At 59.6% G+C, this 19,024-nt stretch carries 23 protein-coding genes; 5 read left to right on the top strand and 18 right to left on the bottom strand.

Features of this window, described 5'->3' with window-relative positions; genetic code table 11:
* Positions 1 to 79: 79 nt before the first annotated feature.
* From EZV60_RS02840 to EZV60_RS02815, 6 genes are all read right to left on the bottom strand, one after another.
* Positions 80 to 844 (bottom strand): sulfotransferase-like domain-containing protein, encoded by a 765-nt coding sequence (locus EZV60_RS02840; RefSeq protein WP_135501917.1) that lies wholly within the window; start codon positions 842 to 844, stop codon positions 80 to 82.
* A 198-nt stretch (positions 845 to 1,042) separates the two neighbouring features.
* Positions 1,043 to 1,282, bottom strand: coding sequence for a TFIIB-type zinc ribbon-containing protein (locus EZV60_RS02835; protein ID WP_135501915.1), 240 nt, complete (start codon positions 1,280 to 1,282; stop codon positions 1,043 to 1,045).
* A 93-nt stretch (positions 1,283 to 1,375) separates the two neighbouring features.
* Complete coding sequence (locus EZV60_RS02830) at positions 1,376 to 1,783, bottom strand: universal stress protein (RefSeq protein ID WP_135501913.1); 408 nt, start codon at positions 1,781 to 1,783, stop codon at positions 1,376 to 1,378.
* 118 nt (positions 1,784 to 1,901) lie between these two features.
* On the bottom strand, positions 1,902 to 2,300 hold the full coding sequence (locus EZV60_RS02825) for a DUF4864 domain-containing protein (protein ID WP_135501911.1): 399 nt from the start codon (positions 2,298 to 2,300) through the stop codon (positions 1,902 to 1,904).
* A gap of 121 nt (positions 2,301 to 2,421) precedes the next feature.
* Entirely contained in the window at positions 2,422 to 2,850 is a 429-nt protein-coding gene (locus tag EZV60_RS02820; protein ID WP_135501909.1) for a c-type cytochrome, read from the bottom strand.
* Position 2,851: 1 nt separating this feature from the next.
* Positions 2,852 to 3,253, bottom strand: a complete 402-nt coding sequence (locus EZV60_RS02815) for a c-type cytochrome (RefSeq protein WP_135501907.1) — start codon at positions 3,251 to 3,253, stop codon at positions 2,852 to 2,854.
* Positions 3,254 to 3,407: 154 nt separating this feature from the next.
* Between EZV60_RS02815 and EZV60_RS02810 the strand changes: the two genes are divergently transcribed.
* Positions 3,408 to 3,824, top strand: coding sequence for a DMT family transporter (locus EZV60_RS02810; protein ID WP_245306193.1), 417 nt, complete (start codon positions 3,408 to 3,410; stop codon positions 3,822 to 3,824).
* A gap of 4 nt (positions 3,825 to 3,828) precedes the next feature.
* Here EZV60_RS02810 and EZV60_RS02805 read toward each other — a convergent pair whose 3' ends face one another.
* From EZV60_RS02805 to proS, 6 genes are all read right to left on the bottom strand, one after another.
* Positions 3,829 to 4,473 carry a DUF3047 domain-containing protein gene (locus EZV60_RS02805; RefSeq protein WP_135501903.1) on the bottom strand — a complete coding sequence of 215 codons (645 nt, stop codon included), beginning with the start codon at positions 4,471 to 4,473 and terminating at the stop codon, positions 3,829 to 3,831.
* A gap of 74 nt (positions 4,474 to 4,547) precedes the next feature.
* Entirely contained in the window at positions 4,548 to 5,528 is a 981-nt protein-coding gene (locus EZV60_RS02800) for an Ldh family oxidoreductase (protein ID WP_135501901.1), read from the bottom strand.
* Between the two features lie 28 nt (positions 5,529 to 5,556).
* Entirely contained in the window at positions 5,557 to 6,255 is a 699-nt protein-coding gene (locus EZV60_RS02795) for an ABC transporter ATP-binding protein (RefSeq protein WP_135501899.1), read from the bottom strand.
* Positions 6,248 to 7,537, bottom strand: coding sequence for a lipoprotein-releasing ABC transporter permease subunit (locus EZV60_RS02790; RefSeq protein ID WP_135501897.1), 1,290 nt, complete (start codon positions 7,535 to 7,537; stop codon positions 6,248 to 6,250). Before EZV60_RS02790 ends, EZV60_RS02795 begins: the two co-directional genes overlap by 8 nt.
* A gap of 88 nt (positions 7,538 to 7,625) precedes the next feature.
* Complete coding sequence (locus EZV60_RS02785) at positions 7,626 to 8,132, bottom strand: DUF2937 family protein (RefSeq protein ID WP_135501895.1); 507 nt, start codon at positions 8,130 to 8,132, stop codon at positions 7,626 to 7,628.
* Positions 8,133 to 8,232: 100 nt separating this feature from the next.
* Positions 8,233 to 9,567, bottom strand: coding sequence for a proline--tRNA ligase (proS, locus tag EZV60_RS02780; protein ID WP_135501893.1), 1,335 nt, complete (start codon positions 9,565 to 9,567; stop codon positions 8,233 to 8,235).
* A 130-nt stretch (positions 9,568 to 9,697) separates the two neighbouring features.
* Here proS and EZV60_RS02775 point away from each other — a divergent pair, with 130 nt between their 5' ends.
* From EZV60_RS02775 to EZV60_RS02760, 4 genes are read left to right on the top strand one after another with little or no spacing between them, the layout of a single operon-like run.
* Positions 9,698 to 10,771, top strand: a complete 1,074-nt coding sequence (locus EZV60_RS02775) for an AI-2E family transporter (RefSeq protein WP_135501891.1) — start codon at positions 9,698 to 9,700, stop codon at positions 10,769 to 10,771.
* Positions 10,771 to 11,436, top strand: a complete 666-nt coding sequence (locus tag EZV60_RS02770) for an HdaA/DnaA family protein (RefSeq protein WP_135501889.1) — start codon at positions 10,771 to 10,773, stop codon at positions 11,434 to 11,436. Before EZV60_RS02775 ends, EZV60_RS02770 begins: the two co-directional genes overlap by 1 nt.
* Before the next feature lie 58 nt (positions 11,437 to 11,494).
* A complete protein-coding gene (locus EZV60_RS02765) occupies positions 11,495 to 13,669 on the top strand; it encodes an RNA degradosome polyphosphate kinase (RefSeq protein ID WP_135501887.1) in 2,175 nt (724 codons plus the stop codon).
* Between the two features lie 55 nt (positions 13,670 to 13,724).
* On the top strand, positions 13,725 to 15,263 hold the full coding sequence (locus EZV60_RS02760; RefSeq protein ID WP_135501885.1) for a Ppx/GppA family phosphatase: 1,539 nt from the start codon (positions 13,725 to 13,727) through the stop codon (positions 15,261 to 15,263).
* Between the two features lie 6 nt (positions 15,264 to 15,269).
* Here EZV60_RS02760 and EZV60_RS02755 read toward each other — a convergent pair whose 3' ends face one another.
* The 6 genes from EZV60_RS02755 to EZV60_RS02730 are packed head-to-tail and all read right to left on the bottom strand — an operon-like array spanning position 15,270 to position 19,021.
* On the bottom strand, positions 15,270 to 15,635 hold the full coding sequence (locus EZV60_RS02755) for a hypothetical protein (protein ID WP_135501883.1): 366 nt from the start codon (positions 15,633 to 15,635) through the stop codon (positions 15,270 to 15,272).
* A 37-nt stretch (positions 15,636 to 15,672) separates the two neighbouring features.
* On the bottom strand, positions 15,673 to 16,704 hold the full coding sequence (locus EZV60_RS02750) for an endonuclease/exonuclease/phosphatase family protein (protein ID WP_135501881.1): 1,032 nt from the start codon (positions 16,702 to 16,704) through the stop codon (positions 15,673 to 15,675).
* 3 nt (positions 16,705 to 16,707) lie between these two features.
* A complete protein-coding gene (locus EZV60_RS02745; protein ID WP_135501879.1) occupies positions 16,708 to 17,385 on the bottom strand; it encodes a molecular chaperone DjiA in 678 nt (225 codons plus the stop codon).
* Between the two features lie 9 nt (positions 17,386 to 17,394).
* The gene (locus EZV60_RS02740; protein ID WP_135501877.1) at positions 17,395 to 17,904 is read right to left on the bottom strand and encodes a GNAT family N-acetyltransferase; all 510 of its coding nucleotides are present in this window, start codon (positions 17,902 to 17,904) and stop codon (positions 17,395 to 17,397) included.
* Positions 17,901 to 18,521 carry a VOC family protein gene (locus EZV60_RS02735; protein ID WP_135501875.1) on the bottom strand — a complete coding sequence of 207 codons (621 nt, stop codon included), beginning with the start codon at positions 18,519 to 18,521 and terminating at the stop codon, positions 17,901 to 17,903. The genes EZV60_RS02740 and EZV60_RS02735 overlap by 4 nt, the downstream gene beginning before the upstream one ends.
* The gene (locus tag EZV60_RS02730) at positions 18,521 to 19,021 is read right to left on the bottom strand and encodes an MAPEG family protein (protein WP_135501873.1); all 501 of its coding nucleotides are present in this window, start codon (positions 19,019 to 19,021) and stop codon (positions 18,521 to 18,523) included. The genes EZV60_RS02735 and EZV60_RS02730 overlap by 1 nt, the downstream gene beginning before the upstream one ends.
* Positions 19,022 to 19,024: the final 3 nt, after the last annotated feature.

The following is a 19,024-nucleotide window of genomic DNA, read 5'->3' as shown; positions in this document are numbered from 1 at the left end:
CAAAATGTCTTCGGCTACTGCCAAACCCGGACAAACAAGCATCAGAGCCGCCAGTCGCATTATCTTCCACATGCTTGGCCTAGCGCCCCTCTTCGCCCGGCCAAAGCGCCGCTTCGGACAGTTTTGCGTAAAACGGCGCGTGATGATCAAGATACGCCTGCAGATGCGGTGCACGCTCGACAAGCGCTTCGAACTCCATTTCCTTGCGCAGCATTTCTTCCGCATCCGCGGTTCGAATGCCCGAAGAGGTGCTGGCCTCTTCATGCCAGGCGCTGACATGCTCCCAATCCTTCGGCGGGGCCTGCCAGTCAAAGGCCGCCTCACGATAATCCAGACCGACCGCGTTCCAGTAGGCGCGCATCGTGCCCTTGGGGTCCGCCCGCACGCTTTCCGCCTCGATCACAACGGGCGACAGGCCCGCATTCCGCGCCGCGTCGTAAAGCCTCCATTGCGCCTCGATGCCAACTTCCTCCAACCCGAAATCGGGATCGAGCTTGTGGTAGCTCAAGATCGACGCCATGGGCGAGCGTACGAGAAACGTATGGGTAATCTCGGCCATAAACACCGGATCGTCCAGCATCCGCGGAACCACGTAAAACGCCATATCCTTGAAGAAGACTGGCCCTTTTTCCGCGGCCTGCCGCAGCATGGCACGGATACCCGCGTAGTCCGTCGGATGATCCTTGGCCGGTTCAAAACCGGGAAAGTCGCGGCCATGCCCCACGTAATAGTCGTACATGAAAGGCTCATGGAGACACGCCAAATCTCCGCGTTCGCGCATCACTCGCTCGGTTGCTGTGGACATCGATCGTGGATGCGCCCAAAGCGCAAGGATCTTGTGCATAAGCGCCCTCCCTACAGGCAACTTTACACAGTCGACCTGCCAAGCACTACATCCCGTCAGCTGATTTTTAGACCAAGCCTGCGCAACCGGCTCTGAAGGTAAGCGAAGCGTTCTTGATTACGCGGGAGAAGCTACCGCAACCATTCATCTCAGCCGGGGACCTGCGCGAGATACTTATCAAATCAGCCATACAAGGCGTCAGAAGTCGAAGAGGTCTTCGAGAAATCCGCCGCGCTTTTTCTTGCGGCGACCGTCGTTGTCACCAGCAGGATAGACGCGCGCCTGCGGTGCTGTCTCGGCCTGCGGGGCCGAGCGTTCAATGATCTTGTCGAGTTCACCGCGGTCGAGCCAAACTCCGCGACAGGTCGGACAATAATCGATCTCGACGCCGGCGCGTTCGGTCATCTGAAGCGTGTCGCCATCCACCGGGCATTTCATGTTCTGAACTCCTTTCGACAAGAACAACTTCAGACATGTGGTAACGCAGACCGCGCAGGACAAGCTGCGCGGTTTGTACCGACGCGCTTTTACCTAGCGAATGACATGCACTGCACAGGGGGCGTGACGCACCACCTGTTGCGCGGTCGAGCCGAGGAAAAGATCCTGCATGCCCGGCCTGTGGCTCGCGATGACGATACAATCCACCTCGTGCGAAGACGCGTATTCCACAATGGTTTTGCCGGAATGCCCGTCGACGAGAATGCCCTCGGCGTTGGGAATCTTGCTTGCGATATCATTCAACTCTGCCGTGATCGCCTTGCGACTTTCGTCCATGTATTCGGCCGGCACATAGGAGATGACGTAGGCCGGGATCTGTTCGATGACGTGGATTATCAGGATCTTGCCATCGTCACCCGCAAGCAGCTTCGCAACTTCAAGCGCGCCGGCGGCATCACGATCATTGTCGAATGAAATGGGCACCATGATAGTTTTGTACATCGGTTTCCTCCTCTGGGGTGTCTTAGCCAGAGGATGCGATGCGCCCGCGCGTTCTGCCTTGATTTGGATCACACAAGATGGACCGCGCGTTTCCGTTCGGTTCCTTCAGGATATTTGGTTATGCGTTGCCTTCGGGCAGTTGCCGGATCCGGACACCGTCGATTTTCCAGCCATCCTGACCCGCGATCATCTCATAATCCAGTTCGTAAAAAACGCCAGCCGCGTCACGGACCAAGACACCTTGACGTAGACCGGCGCCGATCTGTTCGGCATTCAGGAATTTCACGTCAGCAGGCCGCCAGACCATCGGATAACCGTGCTGAACCATCTCACCAAAGCGCTCGGGACCGCCGAAAATCTGTTTTATCTTTGGACTTGCATAGGTGAAGGCGGTTTCGAAATCATCTTCAAGAAAGGCGGCGATCTGGTCCGAAATGACCTGTCGCGCCGCCTCATCGGCCCTGGCTGGCAAAAGCAGGATCAGAGCTGCGACGATCGTCAGTATCCAGGTTTTCATGGTCAAATTCCCCGCTGTGTGGAAGAAATTCTAGGACAAATGTGGACCGGATCAAACGGTACAATGGTCGGAGTGTTTCGCACAGCCGCGTTCAGAAATCTTGGGGTACGTTCCCAGAGCATCACTCGATCTGAATATCACGCAGAAAAGCGACAAGGTCGGCCATCGGCTCTGTCGTCATTAGCGGCTGCCCCGCGCTTGTACGCAGGGTTTCGGGCGGCCCGGCGGCGAAAACCTCGCCGTATACCGGCATCATCGAGCCATGCGACAGCACAGGGTCGCGTCCGTCGATGCGCCAAACCACGCGTTTAAGCGGGAAGTCGCCTCCGTTATCTGCTGCCAAACGGCGCAGATCGACCGGCGCGATGACCAGAACGGGACGCATCGCGCCATTTCCATCAGCCTGTTCACCATGGCACGCCACGCAGTAGCGCGCATAAAGCGCCTTGCCTGCTTCGGAATCTCCCGGCTCGGGGATATTGTCGGCTGTCGCAAGATTGCCGACGAGCCCTGCCGTGAACGCGAGCGCCAAAACTTTGAGGTATTTCATATCAAGAACCTTCCTGTATCGCGGCCAGATAGCGCGCCACATCCAGCAAGGGGCGCGGTGTTCGCAGATTACTGCCGTCAGGAGCGCGCCATGCAACCTCTGGCCCGTCCAACAAACTTCCAAATTCCGGCATGACTTGGAATTGACCGGGGTAGCCATGGATCTGTTCCATGACCCGCGCATAGGGAAACATGCCTCCGTTATCCGCGGCAAGCCGGGTCAGGTCCGCGGGCCGGATCGGCAGATCTTTCGCCAAAGGCCCGTCTCCTCTGGCCCCGGGCCCGTGGCAGCTGACGCAGGCATCAGCGTAAAGCCGTGCTCCTGCGCCTCGAGAAACCTCGGATGGCGCATTGCAGCCCGATAATGCAAGCGCCAACAAAACGACCACGGGCCCTGACCTCATGCGCGGCTCCCTCTGCTCCCCCGCCCTGCTAGATTACGTTCGACTGTCCGAGAAAGACATTGATCTGGATCAGTCGCGGCGCGCGTGTCACTGTCCGCCTGCGACATCAAGGAAAGATAATGCTATGCCGCCTTCGACAACGTACGCCCTCGTGATGCTTCTGGCCGGGATCGGCATTCCTGTTTTGGCCGCGCTCAATTCGGCGCTTGGGGTCCGCCTGGGTTCGCCAGTCGCAGCCGCGGCAATCCTGTTTCTGGTGGCCTTGGCAACCACATTGGCGGTACTGGCGGTCTACCGCCCGCCTGGCCAGGGACTGGGCCTATCCGGCACACCACGGCATCTTCTTCTGGCCGGTACGCTGGTCGCTTTCTATGTATTGTCAATCACCTTTATCGCCCCTCATTTCGGGGTGGGAAACGCTGTTTTCTTCGTGCTGCTGGGGCAACTGATCTCGGCCGCGCTGATCGATCATTTCGGCCTGTTCGGCGCGCGCCCGGCAGAGCTGTCTCTTACTCGGCTTTCCGGCATTGCGCTGATGACGGCGGGCGTTTTTCTCACACAGAAGGTATAACGCGTTAGTTCAGGCGCAGATTGGCCAATTGAGCGCGGATGGAGCTGTCGGTGTCATCGCTGTCGCCAGAGATGGCCAGCCCGACCAAGGCCGTCGGTTCGCCGCCAAATGCCCGGGCATAATCGCGCGACAGTTCCACGCGTTCGCCGGCCTGCCCGGTGCCCGAGGGACGCAGAACCACCGTCTTGCCCCGCACGCCAAGATAAGGACTAGGCAACATCGCACCGCGCGCGTGCCCCCCGCCCCAGACATAAACCAAGACGCGAACATCCTTATTATTGAGAAGCCTCGCGACCGAAGAACCGCGTAGCTGGCGCGCCTGATCTTCTGGCAAGAACACGAAGTAGAGCGCGAGATTTCTGTCATCCCCGCCCTTGCGGGTCAAATCGGTGGCCGGCACACTTTGCGAGACCTGCCAGCGCCAAGACGCGGTGCCCGAAGACCAGAGCGATCGCGGCACGGCACTGTAGAGCAACGAGACGGTGCCATCCGAAGAAACGCCCAAGGTGTCGCCCTGCTGGGCGTAGCGGTTGGTTGAGAAAAGCGAGAACTTCTGGTTCTTCCAGCTTCCGTCAAAGCTGACCTGATTGGCCGACGCCGATGTGACACCAAGAACCAAGGCCAAGATAGTAGCGGGCAAAAGACGCATAGCAAACTCCTCTTGTCTGCCAAAACGACCTAGCCTTCCACGGCAACTGTGCAATTAACCTTGATGTGATCGGGTCAGCCTTGCCCGGCCAACCGCAGGGCAAGTTCCCAGGCCGAGGGATCCACCGCAACAGGATCTGCAGGCACACGGGCCGAGCCCGGCATGCGCGCGCCTTCGTCGCGGGACACGGCCGTCTCCAGCTGTGCCAAACGCTCGAAGAATGCGCCCGAGACGTCTGGATCGAGCAGCAAATAAAAATCGCCGATATCGTGCGGCTTGCCCTCGGGCGCCTTCAGCGGTTCGATATCCATGCTTGCGCGGCTGCCTGTCATGCCCGCGGCGAGAAGTTCCGCCATCAAGCCAAAGCCCCAACCCTTGTGCCCACCCATGCTGACCAGCGAGCCCTTAAGCGCGGTCTCGGGGTCTGTCGTCGGTTGACCTTCGGCGTCCACCGCCCAGCCTTCGGGGATCGACTTTCCGGCGGCCTTGGCCATGGTGATCCGCCCAAGCGCCACCGTGGTCGTGGACTGATCGAACAGCATCGCGAGTCCACCCTGCCCGTCCGGCACGGCAAAGGATATCGGGTTCGTACCAATCACCCGGTGTTTGCCACCCGGCGGGGCGACAATGGGGCTGGCATTTGTCATGCCGAGAGCGATCAGCCCGTTGCGGGCAATCTGCGCGGTGAAAAACCCAAGACTGGTGCAGGTATGGGCATGGGCGACGGCCAGACTCGCTACGCCCGTCTCGCGCGCCGCCTCGATCGCGTCTGGTAGAGCGCGGGCAAAGGCCGGCTGTGCAAAACCGAAACGCGCGTCAACGACGATGGCGCCGGCGCGTTCCCGGCGAACTTGCGGCTCCACATCTCCGAGCACCCGCCCGGTCTGAAGTTGCTGGCAATAGCTTTCCAGGTAGTAAAGCCCGCAAATCCGGTTGCCCAATCCTTCGGCCTCGCGCACCGCCCGGGCGACCTCGATCGCGACCCACTCCGCCGCGCCATGTCGCATCAGGGCGGTCTTTGCCACAGTCTCGATCTCGTCCAGTGCGATTTCCATAGGCTTTCCTTGATTGGTAGGGCGTGCTTCAGCGCGCCCCGGGCTCTCCGCGAACGACGTGCCCGCCGTCCAGTTTGACGATCCGGTCCATACGTGCCGCCAGATCGAGGTTATGGGTGGCAATGAGCGCAGCAAGACCGGTGCCGCGCACAAGGTCCAGAAGCGCGTCGAAAACCTGATCGGATGTGGCCGGATCGAGGTTGCCCGTCGGTTCATCGGCCAAAAGTAGCCGAGGTGCATTGGCCAACGCCCGGCAAAAGGCCACACGCTGTTGTTCGCCGCCCGACATCGCGCCGGGACGGTGCCCCGCCCTTCCGTCGACGCCAACCCTGGCCAGCAGATCGCGCGCCCGCGCTTCCGCCTTTGCTCGGGCGATGCCGTTGGCAAGCTGCGGCAGCACGATATTTTCTTCCGCTGTGAACTCCGGCAGAAGATGGTGGAACTGGTAGATGAAACCGACTTCCTGACGCCGCACGACGGTGCGCCGTCTGTCACCAAGGCCGGTCATGTCGACGCCGCCGATCTCGACGGCGCCAGCATCGGGCGTATCCAGAAGGCCCGCGATATGCAGAAGGGTGGATTTTCCGGCGCCAGACGGCGCGACCAACGCCACGAGTTCTCCGGTGTCTAGCATAAGGTCGGCGCCGTCAAGCACGCGCACTTCGCTGCTTTTGCCCTTGTTGTAGGTCTTTGAAATGCCCGCCAGCCGCAACATCGTTTCACTCATAGCGCAGCGCCTCGACCGGGTTCATGCGCGCGGCGCGGCGCGCTGGGAAGATCGTGACGATAAAGCTCAATGAAAGCGACAGCGCCACCGCCGATAACACGTCCCAAAGCTGCAATTTCGCAGGCAGCGCGTAAATACCCCGGATCGACGGGTCCCAGACACCACCGCCGGAGACGTAGTTCACGAAGCTGAAAATCGGATCGATATAGAGAGCGAAAAGACACCCCAGAACCACGCCACATGCCGTTCCGATAATACCTGTGAATGCGCCACAGATGAAAAAGACCCGCAGAACCGAGGCTTCGGTCAGACCCATGGTCCGCAGGATACCGATATCCCGACCCTTGTTCTTGACCAGCATGATCAGCCCGCTTGTGATGTTCATCGCCGCGATCAGAACGAGGATCGACAGAATCACAAACATGACGTTGTCCTCGACCTCGAGCGCGCGCAGAAAGCCGCCGGATGAATCACGCCAGGTCCAGACCTGACTGCGTTCTCCCGCCGCACGCAGCAACTCGACAGCCATGTCGTCCACGCGCTCAGGGTCTTCGACCATGACCTCCAGCTCGTCGGCGACACCCTCCTTGTTGAAGAAGGCCTGCGCCTCAGCAAAAGGCAGGTAAACTCGCACGCGGTCTATGTCATAACGCCCGGCGGAAAAGACATAGACGACCTCATAGGCGTTCACGCGCGGGGACGTGCCGAAGGCGGTTTTGACGCCATTGGGCGAGATTAACCTGATCCGGTCGCCCACTGACACGCCCAGTTCTCGCGCGACGCCCGTGCCGATGGCAACGCCGTCCTCGTATAGTGCCAGATCCCCGAGACCCGTTTCAGGGTCAGCGATGCGCGGCAATCCGGCCAGATCCTTCGCCCGCATACCGAAGACCTGCACGCCCGCGTTGCGGTTCTGCGCACTGGCCATCACCTGACCTTTGACAAGCGGCGCAACGCGCGTGACGCCATCGACATTGCGCAGTTGCTCGGCCCACGTGTCGAAGTTCTCGATTGTGCGGTTGATCCGGCCGCTTTCAGCGTCGACCGAGCCCGCGCTGTAGACGGTTACATGCGCGTTGGCGCCAAGGATCGTGTCGACGAATTCCGCCCGAAAGCCCGAGCGGACAGCAAGCGTCGCGATGAGTGCAAAGACGGCCAGCGTAATGCCGATAAGGCTGATCCAGGTCATGACGCTGACGCCACCCTCGGCGCGTTTGGCGCGAAGATACCGCCAGGCAATCATCCACTCGAAAGGGGCGAAAGGCGCCGGAGTTGTTGCCACGAAAAACCTCGATGTCTTGTCTGGCGCAGGTCGCGAACATGCTGCGCCCGAGGTCAATATCAGCCGGACGTGGCGGTGAAAATGGAAATCACGCGGGTTGAGCCTTGCTTGGACGACGACGCAGCAAACGTGCAGTTGCAAAGCCCAAGCACAGGACAAGGCTGTAACCCAGCCCAAATCCGGCAGCGCCAAAGCCGAACCCCTCGGTCGTGACCGGAACGGCCGGCTTGAAATCATCCAGAGCTCTTTTCGCGATCTTGTCATCGCTGAAACGGCGATACTTCAATAGCTTGCCGACCGTTGTTGTGCCTTCAAGCACCAAAAGATCCTCACGCAAACGGGCATGGCGTTCCACAACTCTCTGCATCGACAAGGCGCGCGCCTCTCCCATTCGGCCTCCGGACGCGAGATCTACCAAAGCGGCACTACGGGTCAGGCCGACGCTTTCGGCGTCCGCGTCAAACCGCGCCACGATACGGTCAAGTTCTTCTACCGCACCTGAAAGACGCTGCATATATTGTTGAGAATACTCAGGAAATTGCGAAAGGCCGACGGCTCCGAAAAGCCCGGCCACCACTGCCAGAACACGGATCATACTTGCCTGCCTCGTTTTCTTTTTCAAGCAGCATAGCTGATCCGGGACTTATCCCAAACAATTGTCTGCAATCGCCTTAAATATGATCGGCGATTTCCTGCTATAGGTAGATCTTCGCAAGCTTTTCCACCGCCTGCTCGGGCGGAAGCTCTTCGCTCTGGCTAGTGCGACGGCTGGTCAGTTCGACCACCCCGTTCTTGAGGCCTCTGGGCCCGACGGTGATGCGCCATGGCAGACCGATCAGGTCCATCGTGGCGAATTTTCCGCCCGCGCGCTCGTCACGATCGTCGTAAAGCGGCTCAAGCCCAAGCGCTTGAAGCGATGCGTAGATCGCCTCGCAGGCGCCATCGGCCTCACTGTCACCCTGCTTGAGGTTCACGATTCCCGCATGGAACGGGGTCACGCCCTCGGGCCAGATGATGCCCTTTTCGTCATGGCTGGCTTCGATGATTGCGCCAACGAGGCGGCTGACACCGATACCATGGCTGCCCATATGGACAGGCACGGCTTTGCCATCGGGCCCCTGCACGGTGGCGCCCATGGGCTCGGAATATTTGGTGCCGAAGTAAAAGATCTGACCCACTTCGATACCACGCGCCTCGCGGCGGCGGTCTTCGGGCACCTGCGCCTCGAACGCATCTTGGTCGTGCATGTCGTCGGTGCGCGCATATCGGGATGTGAATTCTTCCAGTATTTCAGCGCATTGCTCAACGCTGTTGTAGTCGATCTCGCGATCGCCGAAGCGGAGATCCGTGATTTCGCTGTCATAAAACACACCAGACTCCCCGGTCTCGGCCAAGACAAGGAATTCATGCGTGTTGTCGCCGCCGATGGGTCCGCTTTCCGCGCGCATGGGAATTGCCTGCAGGCCCATGCGTTCATAGGTGCGCAGGTAACTCACGAGGTGACGGTTGTAGGCGTGCAGGGCGTCCTCTTTCGTCAGGTCGAAGTTATAGCCGTCCTTCATCAGGAATTCGCGCCCCCGCATCACGCCAAAACGTGGGCGGATCTCGTCGCGGAATTTCCACTGGATATGGTAAAGCGTCAGCGGCAGGTCACGATAGCTGCCGACATGGCTACGAAAGATGTCGGTGATCAACTCTTCGTTGGTGGGGCCGTAGAGCAGATCGCGATCCTGACGGTCACGGATGCGCAGCATTTCAGGGCCGTAGGCATCGTAACGCCCCGATTCGCGCCAGAGATCGGCGGATTGCAGCGTAGGCATCAGCATCGGGATATGGCCCGCGCGCACCTGTTCTTCGTGCACGATGTTTTCCAGCTTTCTCAACACCTTGAATCCCAAGGGCAACCAGGAATAGATGCCTGCGCTGGACTGTTTGATCATGCCCGCCCGCAGCATCAGACGATGGCTGGCGATCTGTGCTTCGCTGGGCGTTTCCTTCAGAACGGGCAGGAAATAACGGGACAGGCGCATGCGAAAACCTCTTCAGAGCCGCGGAGTTGATCCCGTTTATGGTGTTCGCCGGAACGAGACAAGCCAAACCCGCGCCATTGCAAACGCCGCGCGCCTGCGCAAACTAGGGCAGCGCAAAGAGTGAGGTCAAATGGCACTTCCGGTAAAGACACAGCTGCAATACTGGGGCATCGCGGCGGCGATCTTCATCGTCGTCTTATGGTTTCTCGGCGATCAGATCCTGCCGTTCGTGCTTGGCGCAGCCATTGCCTATTTCCTTGATCCCGTGGCCGACCGGATCGAAGCGATGGGTCTGTCCCGGGCTATCGCCGTGACCGTCATCACGCTTGTCGGCCTCCTGATCTTTGTCATCATGGCCCTCTTGGTGATCCCGACCCTGATTGAACAGTCGGTCAATCTTGTGAATACGGCACCCAAGCTTTTCAACGACTTTCAGACGTTTCTGACCGAACGGTTCCCATCGCTCATCGATGAGGATTCCACATTGCGCAAGTCGCTCATCTCGGTTGGAGAGACGATCCGCGACCGGGGTGGACAACTTCTGGAGTCGGTGCTGACTTCTGCGGCCTCGCTGATCAACGTGGTGGTGCTGCTGGTGATCGTGCCTGTTGTGGCCTTTTACCTTCTTTACGACTGGGATCGCATGATCGCCGAAATCGACCAACTGCTCCCGCGTGACCATGCGCCGACGATCCGGACGTTGGCACGCCGGATCGACGACACACTGGCAAGTTTCATTCGCGGCATGGGAACGGTGTGTCTTGTGCTTGGCAGTTACTACGCGATTGCCCTGATGCTGGTCGGCCTACAATTCGGTCTGGTCGTAGGGGCCTTTGCCGGGCTAATCACCTTCATCCCTTACGTTGGCGCGCTGGTGGGCGGGGCTTTGGCCATCGGACTTGCGATGTTTCAGTTCTGGGGTGACTGGGTATCAATCGGCCTTGTCGCCGGCATTTTCGTGCTTGGACAAGTTATGGAGGGCAATATCCTGACCCCAAAACTTGTCGGAAGCTCGGTGGGCCTGCACCCAGTCTGGCTGATCTTCGCCCTGTCAGTCTTTGGGGCGCTCTTCGGCTTTGTCGGGATGCTGGTCGCGGTTCCCGTTGCGGCGGCAATAGGGGTTCTGGCCCGCTTCGCCATCGACCGGTATCTAGACAGCCGACTGTATCGCGGGCTTTCGAGCGAGGATCAGGGAGACGGGTGATGTCCCGACAGCTAAGTTTCGAGCTGCCGGTCCGGACCGCGCGGCGGCGCGAGGATTTCTTCGTGTCGTCCGCCAATCAGCGCGCCGTGGCGCTTATCGACACATGGCGCGACTGGCCCTCCGGCAAGATCGTTCTGGCCGGGCCGCCCGGGTCAGGAAAGACACATCTGTCGCATATCTGGGCGGACATGGCCGAGGGTCGCATCGTGGCCGCGACGGACTTGTCCAGTGCCGACATCTCAACCCTTGCCGCGACCCCGGTCGCCGTTGAGGATTGCACATCCATCGCAGGCGACGCCGATGCGGAGCGGGCGCTTTTTCATCTGCACAACCTCACTCTCGCCGAAGGCAATCCGATCCTATTCACCGCCCGGACCGCTCCGACGCACTGGTCTCTCGTCCTGCCGGATCTGGCCAGCCGCATGCAGGCGACAACCACCGTGATGCTTGAACCGCCGGACGACGCATTGCTGACCGCCGTTCTGGCGAAACTCTTCGACGACCGTCAGATCACGCCGGCACCGGCTGTGCTATCCTATCTGGTGCGCCGGATAGAGCGTTCCTTTGACGCAGCGCGCGCGGCGGTTGAAAAACTCGATCGTGCATCACTTGAACAAAGCCGCGCGATCACACGGCCGATGGCGGCCGAAGTGCTGGACAACTAGGCCCCTTACCGGCAGAGTCTGTCATCTTTCCTTTACGCACCAGCGCGACAACGCAGATATGAACACCGCGGATTTCCTCAAGGCACCGATGCCGGCGCCGATTGACGTACCCGAACTCGATATCGCCGGGCCAGGCCGGTTCTTTAATCGAGAGCTGAGCTGGCTCGGCTTCAACTGGCGTGTGCTGGAAGAGGCCAAGAACCCGCGGGTGCCGCTGTTGGAAAGGCTGCGGTTCCTGTCCATCTCGGCCACCAATCTCGACGAATTCTACAACGTGCGCGTCGCCGGTTTGCGGGAACTGGCACAATCGGGCAATACTACGCCCGGCATTGACGGGCTCACCCCTGCTGAACAGCTTGTTCTGATCGACGAAGAGGCGCGCCGCCTGCTGACAAACCAGCAGGACACGCTTGAAACGTTGCGCGCGCTGATGGAAAACGAGCACATTGCAATCCTTGATCGCAAAGGGCTCTCTGCCGAAGATAAGACTTATCTGAACGAAGCCTTTCTGAACAAAGTCTTTCCGGTTCTGTCACCGCTGGCGATCGATCCGGCCCATCCCTTTCCTTTCATTCCAAATCTCGGCTATTCTCTGGCGCTGCAACTTGAGCGCAAGAAAGACAAACGCCCTTTGCAGGCGCTCTTGCCAATTCCAAACCAGATCGACCGCTTCGTGCCGCTTCCCGCACCGGAAGGGCAGCATCGCGTGCTGCCGCTGGAAGAATTGCTGCTGTTGCATCTGGATCATCTGTTCCCCGGGTATTCCTATAAAGCACACTGCAATTTCCGCGTCCTCCGCGACAGCGATCTGGAAGTCGAGGAAGAAGCCGAAGATCTCGTGCGCGAGTTTGAGGTCGCGCTGAAGCGCCGGAGGCGCGGTGAGGTCGTGCGTCTCAAGATGTCCGCCGGTGCGCCGGCGGCCCTGCGCCAGACCATCATGGACGAACTTGAAGTCCGTCCCGAAGAGGTGGTTGAAGTGGATGGCATGATAGGTTTGGCCGATCTGAAGGAACTGGTGCTTGACCAGCGACCCGACCTTTTGTGGCCCAGCTTCACCCCGCGCGTGCCGGAAAGGGTGCAGGATCACGATGGCGACATGTTCGCTGCGATCCGGCAAAAGGACATGCTACTGCATCACCCGTATGAGACCTTCGATATGGTCATCCGCTTTCTTAGCCAAGCGGCTCGTGATCCCAATGTCGTCGCAATAAAGCAGACACTCTACCGCACGTCCAAGGACAGCCCCATCGTTGACGCGCTCTGCGAAGCCGCCGAAGAGGGCAAGTCGGTGACCGCGCTTGTCGAACTCAAGGCCCGCTTCGACGAGGCGGCCAATATCCGGCAGTCCCGGCGGTTGGAGCGTTCGGGCGCGCATGTGGTCTATGGATTCATGGATCTGAAGACCCACGCAAAAATCTCGACCGTGGTCCGGCGTGAGGGCGACAACCTCGTGACTTACACGCACTACGGCACCGGAAATTACCATCCCATCACCGCCAAGATCTACACCGATCTCAGTTTTTTCACCTGCGACGCAACGCTCGGGCGCGATGCGACGAAGGTCTTCAATTTTCTGTCCGGCTATGCGCAACCCGAAAAGCTTGAAAATCTTGCAATCTCGCCGATCACTCTTAAACCGCGTTTGCTTGAGATGATCCATGCCGAGATTGAGCACGCCAAGGCGGGGCGTCCGGCGATGATCTGGGCGAAGATGAATTCGCTGGTCGAGGGCGACGTGATTGATGCCCTTTACGCCGCAAGCCAGGCAGGTGTGCAGATCAGTCTTGTTGTGCGGGGGATTTGCGGGCTGCGGCCCGGCATTAACGGGCTTAGCGAAAATATTCGCGTTAAATCGATCATAGGACGTTTTCTCGAGCATTCGCGCATCGTGTGCTTCGGCAACGGGTCGGGCTTGCCTTCGAAAAAGGCTCGCGTCTATATCAGCTCAGCCGACTGGATGGATCGCAATCTCAATCGCCGGGTTGAATCGCTGGTCGAGATTACCAACCCGACGGTCAAAGCACAGATTGTCAGCCAGATCATGGCGGCCAACATGGCGGATGTCGCTCAAAGCTGGGTGATGTCACCCGATGGCAGTTTCGGTCGCATCGAGGTGTCGGAGGGTGAATTTGCCTTCAGCTGTCACCGGTTCTTCATGGAAAACCCGTCACTTTCCGGCCGTGGTTCGGCCGGAGCTGCGGATGTGCCGAAACTGACCCACACCGATGATTGACCGCGACCGGCGCATGGCGCATACACGGGGCCGGTAACGCCACGCCGGGGTGATCATGGACGGCCAGAACAAGGCAGATCAAGTGGACAGCGGTCTTTTCGGTCGGCCTCTTTTCGACAAACCTTCGGCCCGCGCACTGAGCCGAGTGGGCGTTGTGGATGTCGGATCGAACTCAGTCCGTCTTGTCGTGTTCGACGGCGCGGCCCGTAGCCCGGCCTATTTCTACAACGAAAAAATTATGTGCGGTCTCGGCGCCGGGATGTCCGAAACCGGACGTTTAAACCCCGAAGGCCGCGCGCGCGCGCTCGAAGCGATGAAGCGCTTTCGCCACTTGGCCGAAACGATGGGCACTGGGCCGTTGTCAGCGGTTGCCACCGCCGCAGTGCGCGAAGCGGAGGATGGCCCAGACTTTCGGGAAGAGGTCGAACGCGAGACCGGTATAAAGCTGTGGGTGATCGACGGAGAGGAAGAGGCGCGCCTTTCAGCACAAGGCGTGCTTTTGGGATGGCCGGGATCCTATGGTCTTGTATGTGATATGGGCGGCTCATCACTCGAATTGGCCGAGATCAATGGCGGCGAAGTGGGAAAGCGGCTGACCTCTGATCTTGGACCGCTGAAGCTGCGGGACATTAAGGGCGGTAAGAAAGCCCGCAAAACCCACATCCGTGGTACGCTTGAGCGCATGCACGAAGAGTTGGGCGAGCAGAAGAACCGGCTGTTCCTTGTCGGTGGCTCTTGGCGGGCGATTGCCAAAATAGACATGACGCGGCGCGGCTATCCGCTTCGCGTGCTGCACGAATACCGTATGACGCCGCAAGCCGTGCGCGATACGGCCAAGTTCATCGAACAGGAAGATCCAGAAGACCTGCGTCAACGGTCGGGCGTGTCCTCGGCACGTATGGCGCTGGTAGGAGAGGCGATCGAGGTGCTCCGCCGTCTGGTGAAGACGTTCAAACCACGAGACATCGCAGTTTCAAGCTATGGGATACGTGAAGGGCTGCTTTACGAGCAGATGCCGCAGATGCTCCGCGATCGCGACCCCCTGATTGAGGCTTGCCGATTTGCAGAATCGAAGGATGCCCGCGTACCGGGCTACGGGCGAATGGTGTTCGAATTCGTCCACCCAATCTTTCGCACAGCTGCAAAAGACCGATTGCGCATTATCAAAGCCGCGTGTCTTTTGCACGATGTGAGTTGGCGGGCGCATCCCGATTACCGGGCCGAGGATTGTTTTGACAATGCGACACGCGCAAATCTGGGCGGTCTGAAGCACTCCGAACGGGTGTTTCTGGCCATTTCCCTCATGCATCGCTACTCCAACAGCCGGGAAGGCACGCGCCTTGACGCGCTAAGCGCACTCATCACCGAGAAAGAAGCCCACGAAGCCGAGGTGCTCGGCAAGGCCATGAGGTTTGCGGCGATGTTCTGGCTGCGAAAGGATGCGAAACTGGGCCAGTTGAAATGGCAGCCGCGCAAAAAGATACTTACGCTGAAACTTTCCGCCGAAGCCACACCGCTTTTCGGTGAAGTCGCCGAACAACGGTTTCAGTCTCTGGCAAGTTCGCTCGGAGCCGAAACGGTCATTAAGACCTGAGCCACCTCAGATTTCGATATCTTCGCCCGGTGGCACAACGTCCATCTCTTCGGGTGTCTTGCGGCGAATAATGATATCGCCGTTTGGCAACATCTCGGGAGGATGATAGGCGCTGAAGTCGTCGATTTTCTGCAGGAGATCGGCAAATGCCGGTCCCATTTCATCAATGAATTGCCGCAGGGCAGGCTGCATGTTTTCGGCAAGCGCCCGCAAGTCGTCAAGCGCCGGTTCCATTTCCCGTCGAAACCCTTCGAAGAAAAGCTCCGCCCCACGCTCCATCAGCGACGTGCCCGGTTCCGTTTCAGTGTCTTGCGCCGAAACGGGAACCGCCAATAACAGCGATGTGGCCAGGGTCAAAACGCATTGTTTCATGATCTCAATATAGGCAAAGCCACCCGAATTTATAAGGTCAAAGGGCGATATCCATCGTGACCGGAAAATGATCAGAGGCGGTGACAAGCGCGTCACGCAGTTCGGGGTGCCGCCAGCAGTCGGGATCATCGAAAGGATGCCAAATGCGCCACGACGGCTGTTTTGCCCGCAAATCCGGCGAGACCATCACGTAATCCAGCAAGGCCTGCAAAAACCGTTTCTCCTGACTGATGTAAAACCGCGCGGTGGTGTTCATCGCACCGATGCGGCGGGTCAGGGCACGGCGCGCGTGCGGATCATAAAGTTCGCGTTCCGCCCCCTGTCCCGTCCCCATGATGATCTCGACCGAGGAACGGCCGAAAAGGTCTTCGTACTCGTCCAGACCCGGACCATCATTCAGATCGCCCATCAGGATCAAAGGCTCGGCGCGGTCGAGATGCTGTTCGATCCTTCGACGCAGCCATACGGCCTGCGCCTGTTGCTTGCGTCGGTTCGCGATGGCCATGCGCATCATCTGATCGCGATTGCGCGCACCGTGCGGCGCCTTCGACTTAAGATGTGCACCGATCAGTCGCACCGCGGTACCTCCTCGCGTTTCAAGTGCCACCTCCAGCGGTGGCTTGGAAAACTCGACAAGGTCTTCAGTTGCATCGATATCCAGATCTATTCGGAATACGCTGTCGAAGCGCGGCGCGCCTGACGCACCCCTGCGCCCGGACTCTTCGCCTTGCGGGTCGTGCTTGCAGCTCAGCACATCGGGATCGTAAAGGATCGCGAGTTCCTGCTGCGTCTCGTTGGCAAAGCCCAAAAGCGCCTTTCGCGCGCGCAATCCCATCAGCCGCGCAAACGCTTCTAGGGCAGTTTCGGTCGAACGGCGGCGATTGGTGTCCGGAGCCTCAACCACGAGAACCAAATCCGCATTCATCGCCGTGAAAACGATGCCGAGGGCCGCCAGCTGATCGGTCCGTGTTATCCCGTGCCGACCGGACAATTCGGTATCATCAAGTACCGCGCCCGCGTCGTTGAACAGCGCGTTGAACCATTCCACATTATAGGTCGCAAAACGCATCTCTCAGCCTTTCTTGCTGATCTTCTCCCACGCGTCGTTGATGTCGGTCAGCCTTTTTTCCGCAAGTTTGATCGCTTCTGCCGGCACGCCACGGGCAATCATCTTGTCGGGATGCATCTCGCGCACACGAGACCTCCAGACCTTGCGGATCTCCTCGAGACTCATTTCCGGTGACACACCAAGCACGGCATAGGGATCGGGATCCGCGTCTGGCACAAACCGGCTGCGCAGCGTCAGGAATTCACGCTCGGGCATGTCGAAGATCTCGGCCACCTCCCAAAGAAACTGGTCCTCGTTCGGATGATAGACGCCATCCGCAACCGCGATATGAAAGAGCCCCTCCATCAGGTCGGTAAGCGTGCCGCGTTCTCCTCGAAACATCGTTTTGATGCGTCGCGCATAATCGTCGAAGCCGGCCACATCCTGTCGCGCAAGGTTGAAGACGCGTGCAGCTCCGGCCTCGTCTCCCTGAGCGATCTGGAAGACCTCGCGAAAGGCCGTGACCTCGTCACGCGTGACCAGCCCATCGGCCTTGGCCATCTTGGCGCCAAGCGCGATCACGGCGATTGTGAACGCGACGCTGCGCTCGGGCGGAGTGCGCAATGCGTCAAAAACACGGGTCAGAGGCTCTCCCTTGGAGAGCGCCGAAAGCGCGTCGGAAATGCGGGTCCAGATCGACATGGCGTCAACCTAACTGGTGGGCGAGACCTCTGACAGAAATTTCTGCATCAGCACAAGGTCGATCCAGCGATTGAACTTGCGCCCTGCCTCTGGGATGCGTCCAACCTCGGAAAAACCCATCGCGGCATGAAAATCGATGGCTCTGGGATTTTCGGCGCTGATCCCGGCAATCAGCGAATGAACCCCTACCGCAGTGGCCTTCGCCGCAAGCGCCGTGATCAGGTCGCGGCCAAGGCCACGACCCTCTGCCCCAGGTTCAAGCAGGATGGTCAACTCCCGCGTCCACGAGTAGCCGGGGCCGGCGCGAAACGGAAAATAGGTCGCGAAGCCCGTGACCCGGCCGCCGGTTTCTGCAACCAGAAAAGCCCCTCCCTCGGTCCGGCGGGTCACGATTTCGTCCCGGGCGATGTCCCTGCTTTTCTCACATGTGGTGAAGGTGACGGAGGTGTTGCGGATGTAGTGGTTTGCGATGCGGGCAACGTCGGTGGCGTCCGCAGGGCGCGCGTCGCGGACCGTCATCTCAGCTCGCGCAGACCAGCGGGCGTTTCGATTTCCGCGCGCAGGCCGGCTGTTTCGCCTGGCTCGAAGGCAACGGTCGGTGCGTCCATCGCCGGTAGAAGCCGGTCAGAAAGAACCTCTGCGTCGGGGTGGCTGACGACAAGACGGCGTAACCGGCAGCCGGAAGCCTTCAAGCGATTGGCCGGATGATCCGGGCCGGTCCAAGAGATCAATGCCGGGAAGCGATTATCGAAAGGCAGGATTCCGTCTTCTGGCACCGCCATGCGCCAGCGAAGGTCACCCCGCTGTAAGTCCACTGGCCGGCCGGCCTCGGGCAGCTGTGCAAGCGCCGCGTCGAGATCCGAGACGCGACAGATCCAATTGGTCAGTCGCGGCTCGCCGGAAAACCGGTCGAGATCGAACCAGCGAGGGCCGGAAGGCGGAGGGCCGGAGGGGTCCTTGGCGATCACTTCAAGGTAAATCCCATCGTCCAACCCCAGAAGTAGATTATGCGTGCCGAAGCGCGGATGCTGCCCACCGTCCTGCAAGGTAACGCCAAGCGCGTCTTCGACATGGGCGCGTCCCTCTTCGAGAGTATCGGCGGCTACGGCGATATGATCGAGCAAGAGCAGTGCCATTATTGAAATCCGGTTGCTGCATTCCAGATCGCCCAGATCGCCACAAGTGCGGTCGGGCAGAACGTTGCGGCAAAACCAAAGGCACGCAGCAGTGGCGACCGATGATAGCCGATCCAGAAAACAAGGCGCGCGATCACGAAGGCCACCCCGAGCGTCATAATGAGCCCCGGGCCTTTGCCGGCCAGGAGCACCGCTGCTGCGGGCCAGATTGCGAGCGCCAGAACAAGTTGCTCGACGGTGTTCTGCAGCACTCTGCCGTCAGTTTCGGCAGCACCGGTGGCAGGTCCACCGTCAATCAGCGTCTCGTCAAAGAACCGCCGCTGTGCAATCCGCCCCACCATCGCCAGCATCACCAATCCGGGCGCCAGGAACGCAGTCATTATCGTGGGCATCAGGGTAAAAACCGGCAGTGTTACGACTGCACCTCCGACCGACAAGACGCCCATAGCCCAGACTAGCCCCAGCGCTGTGCCAATCCCGATCTTTCCGCGCGTGCTCATGCC

The organism is Roseovarius aestuariivivens, from assembly GCF_004761875.1.
GTDB classification, from domain to species: Bacteria; Pseudomonadota; Alphaproteobacteria; order Rhodobacterales; family Rhodobacteraceae; genus Roseovarius; species Roseovarius aestuariivivens.
This window is presented reverse-complemented; position numbering and strand designations above follow the sequence as displayed.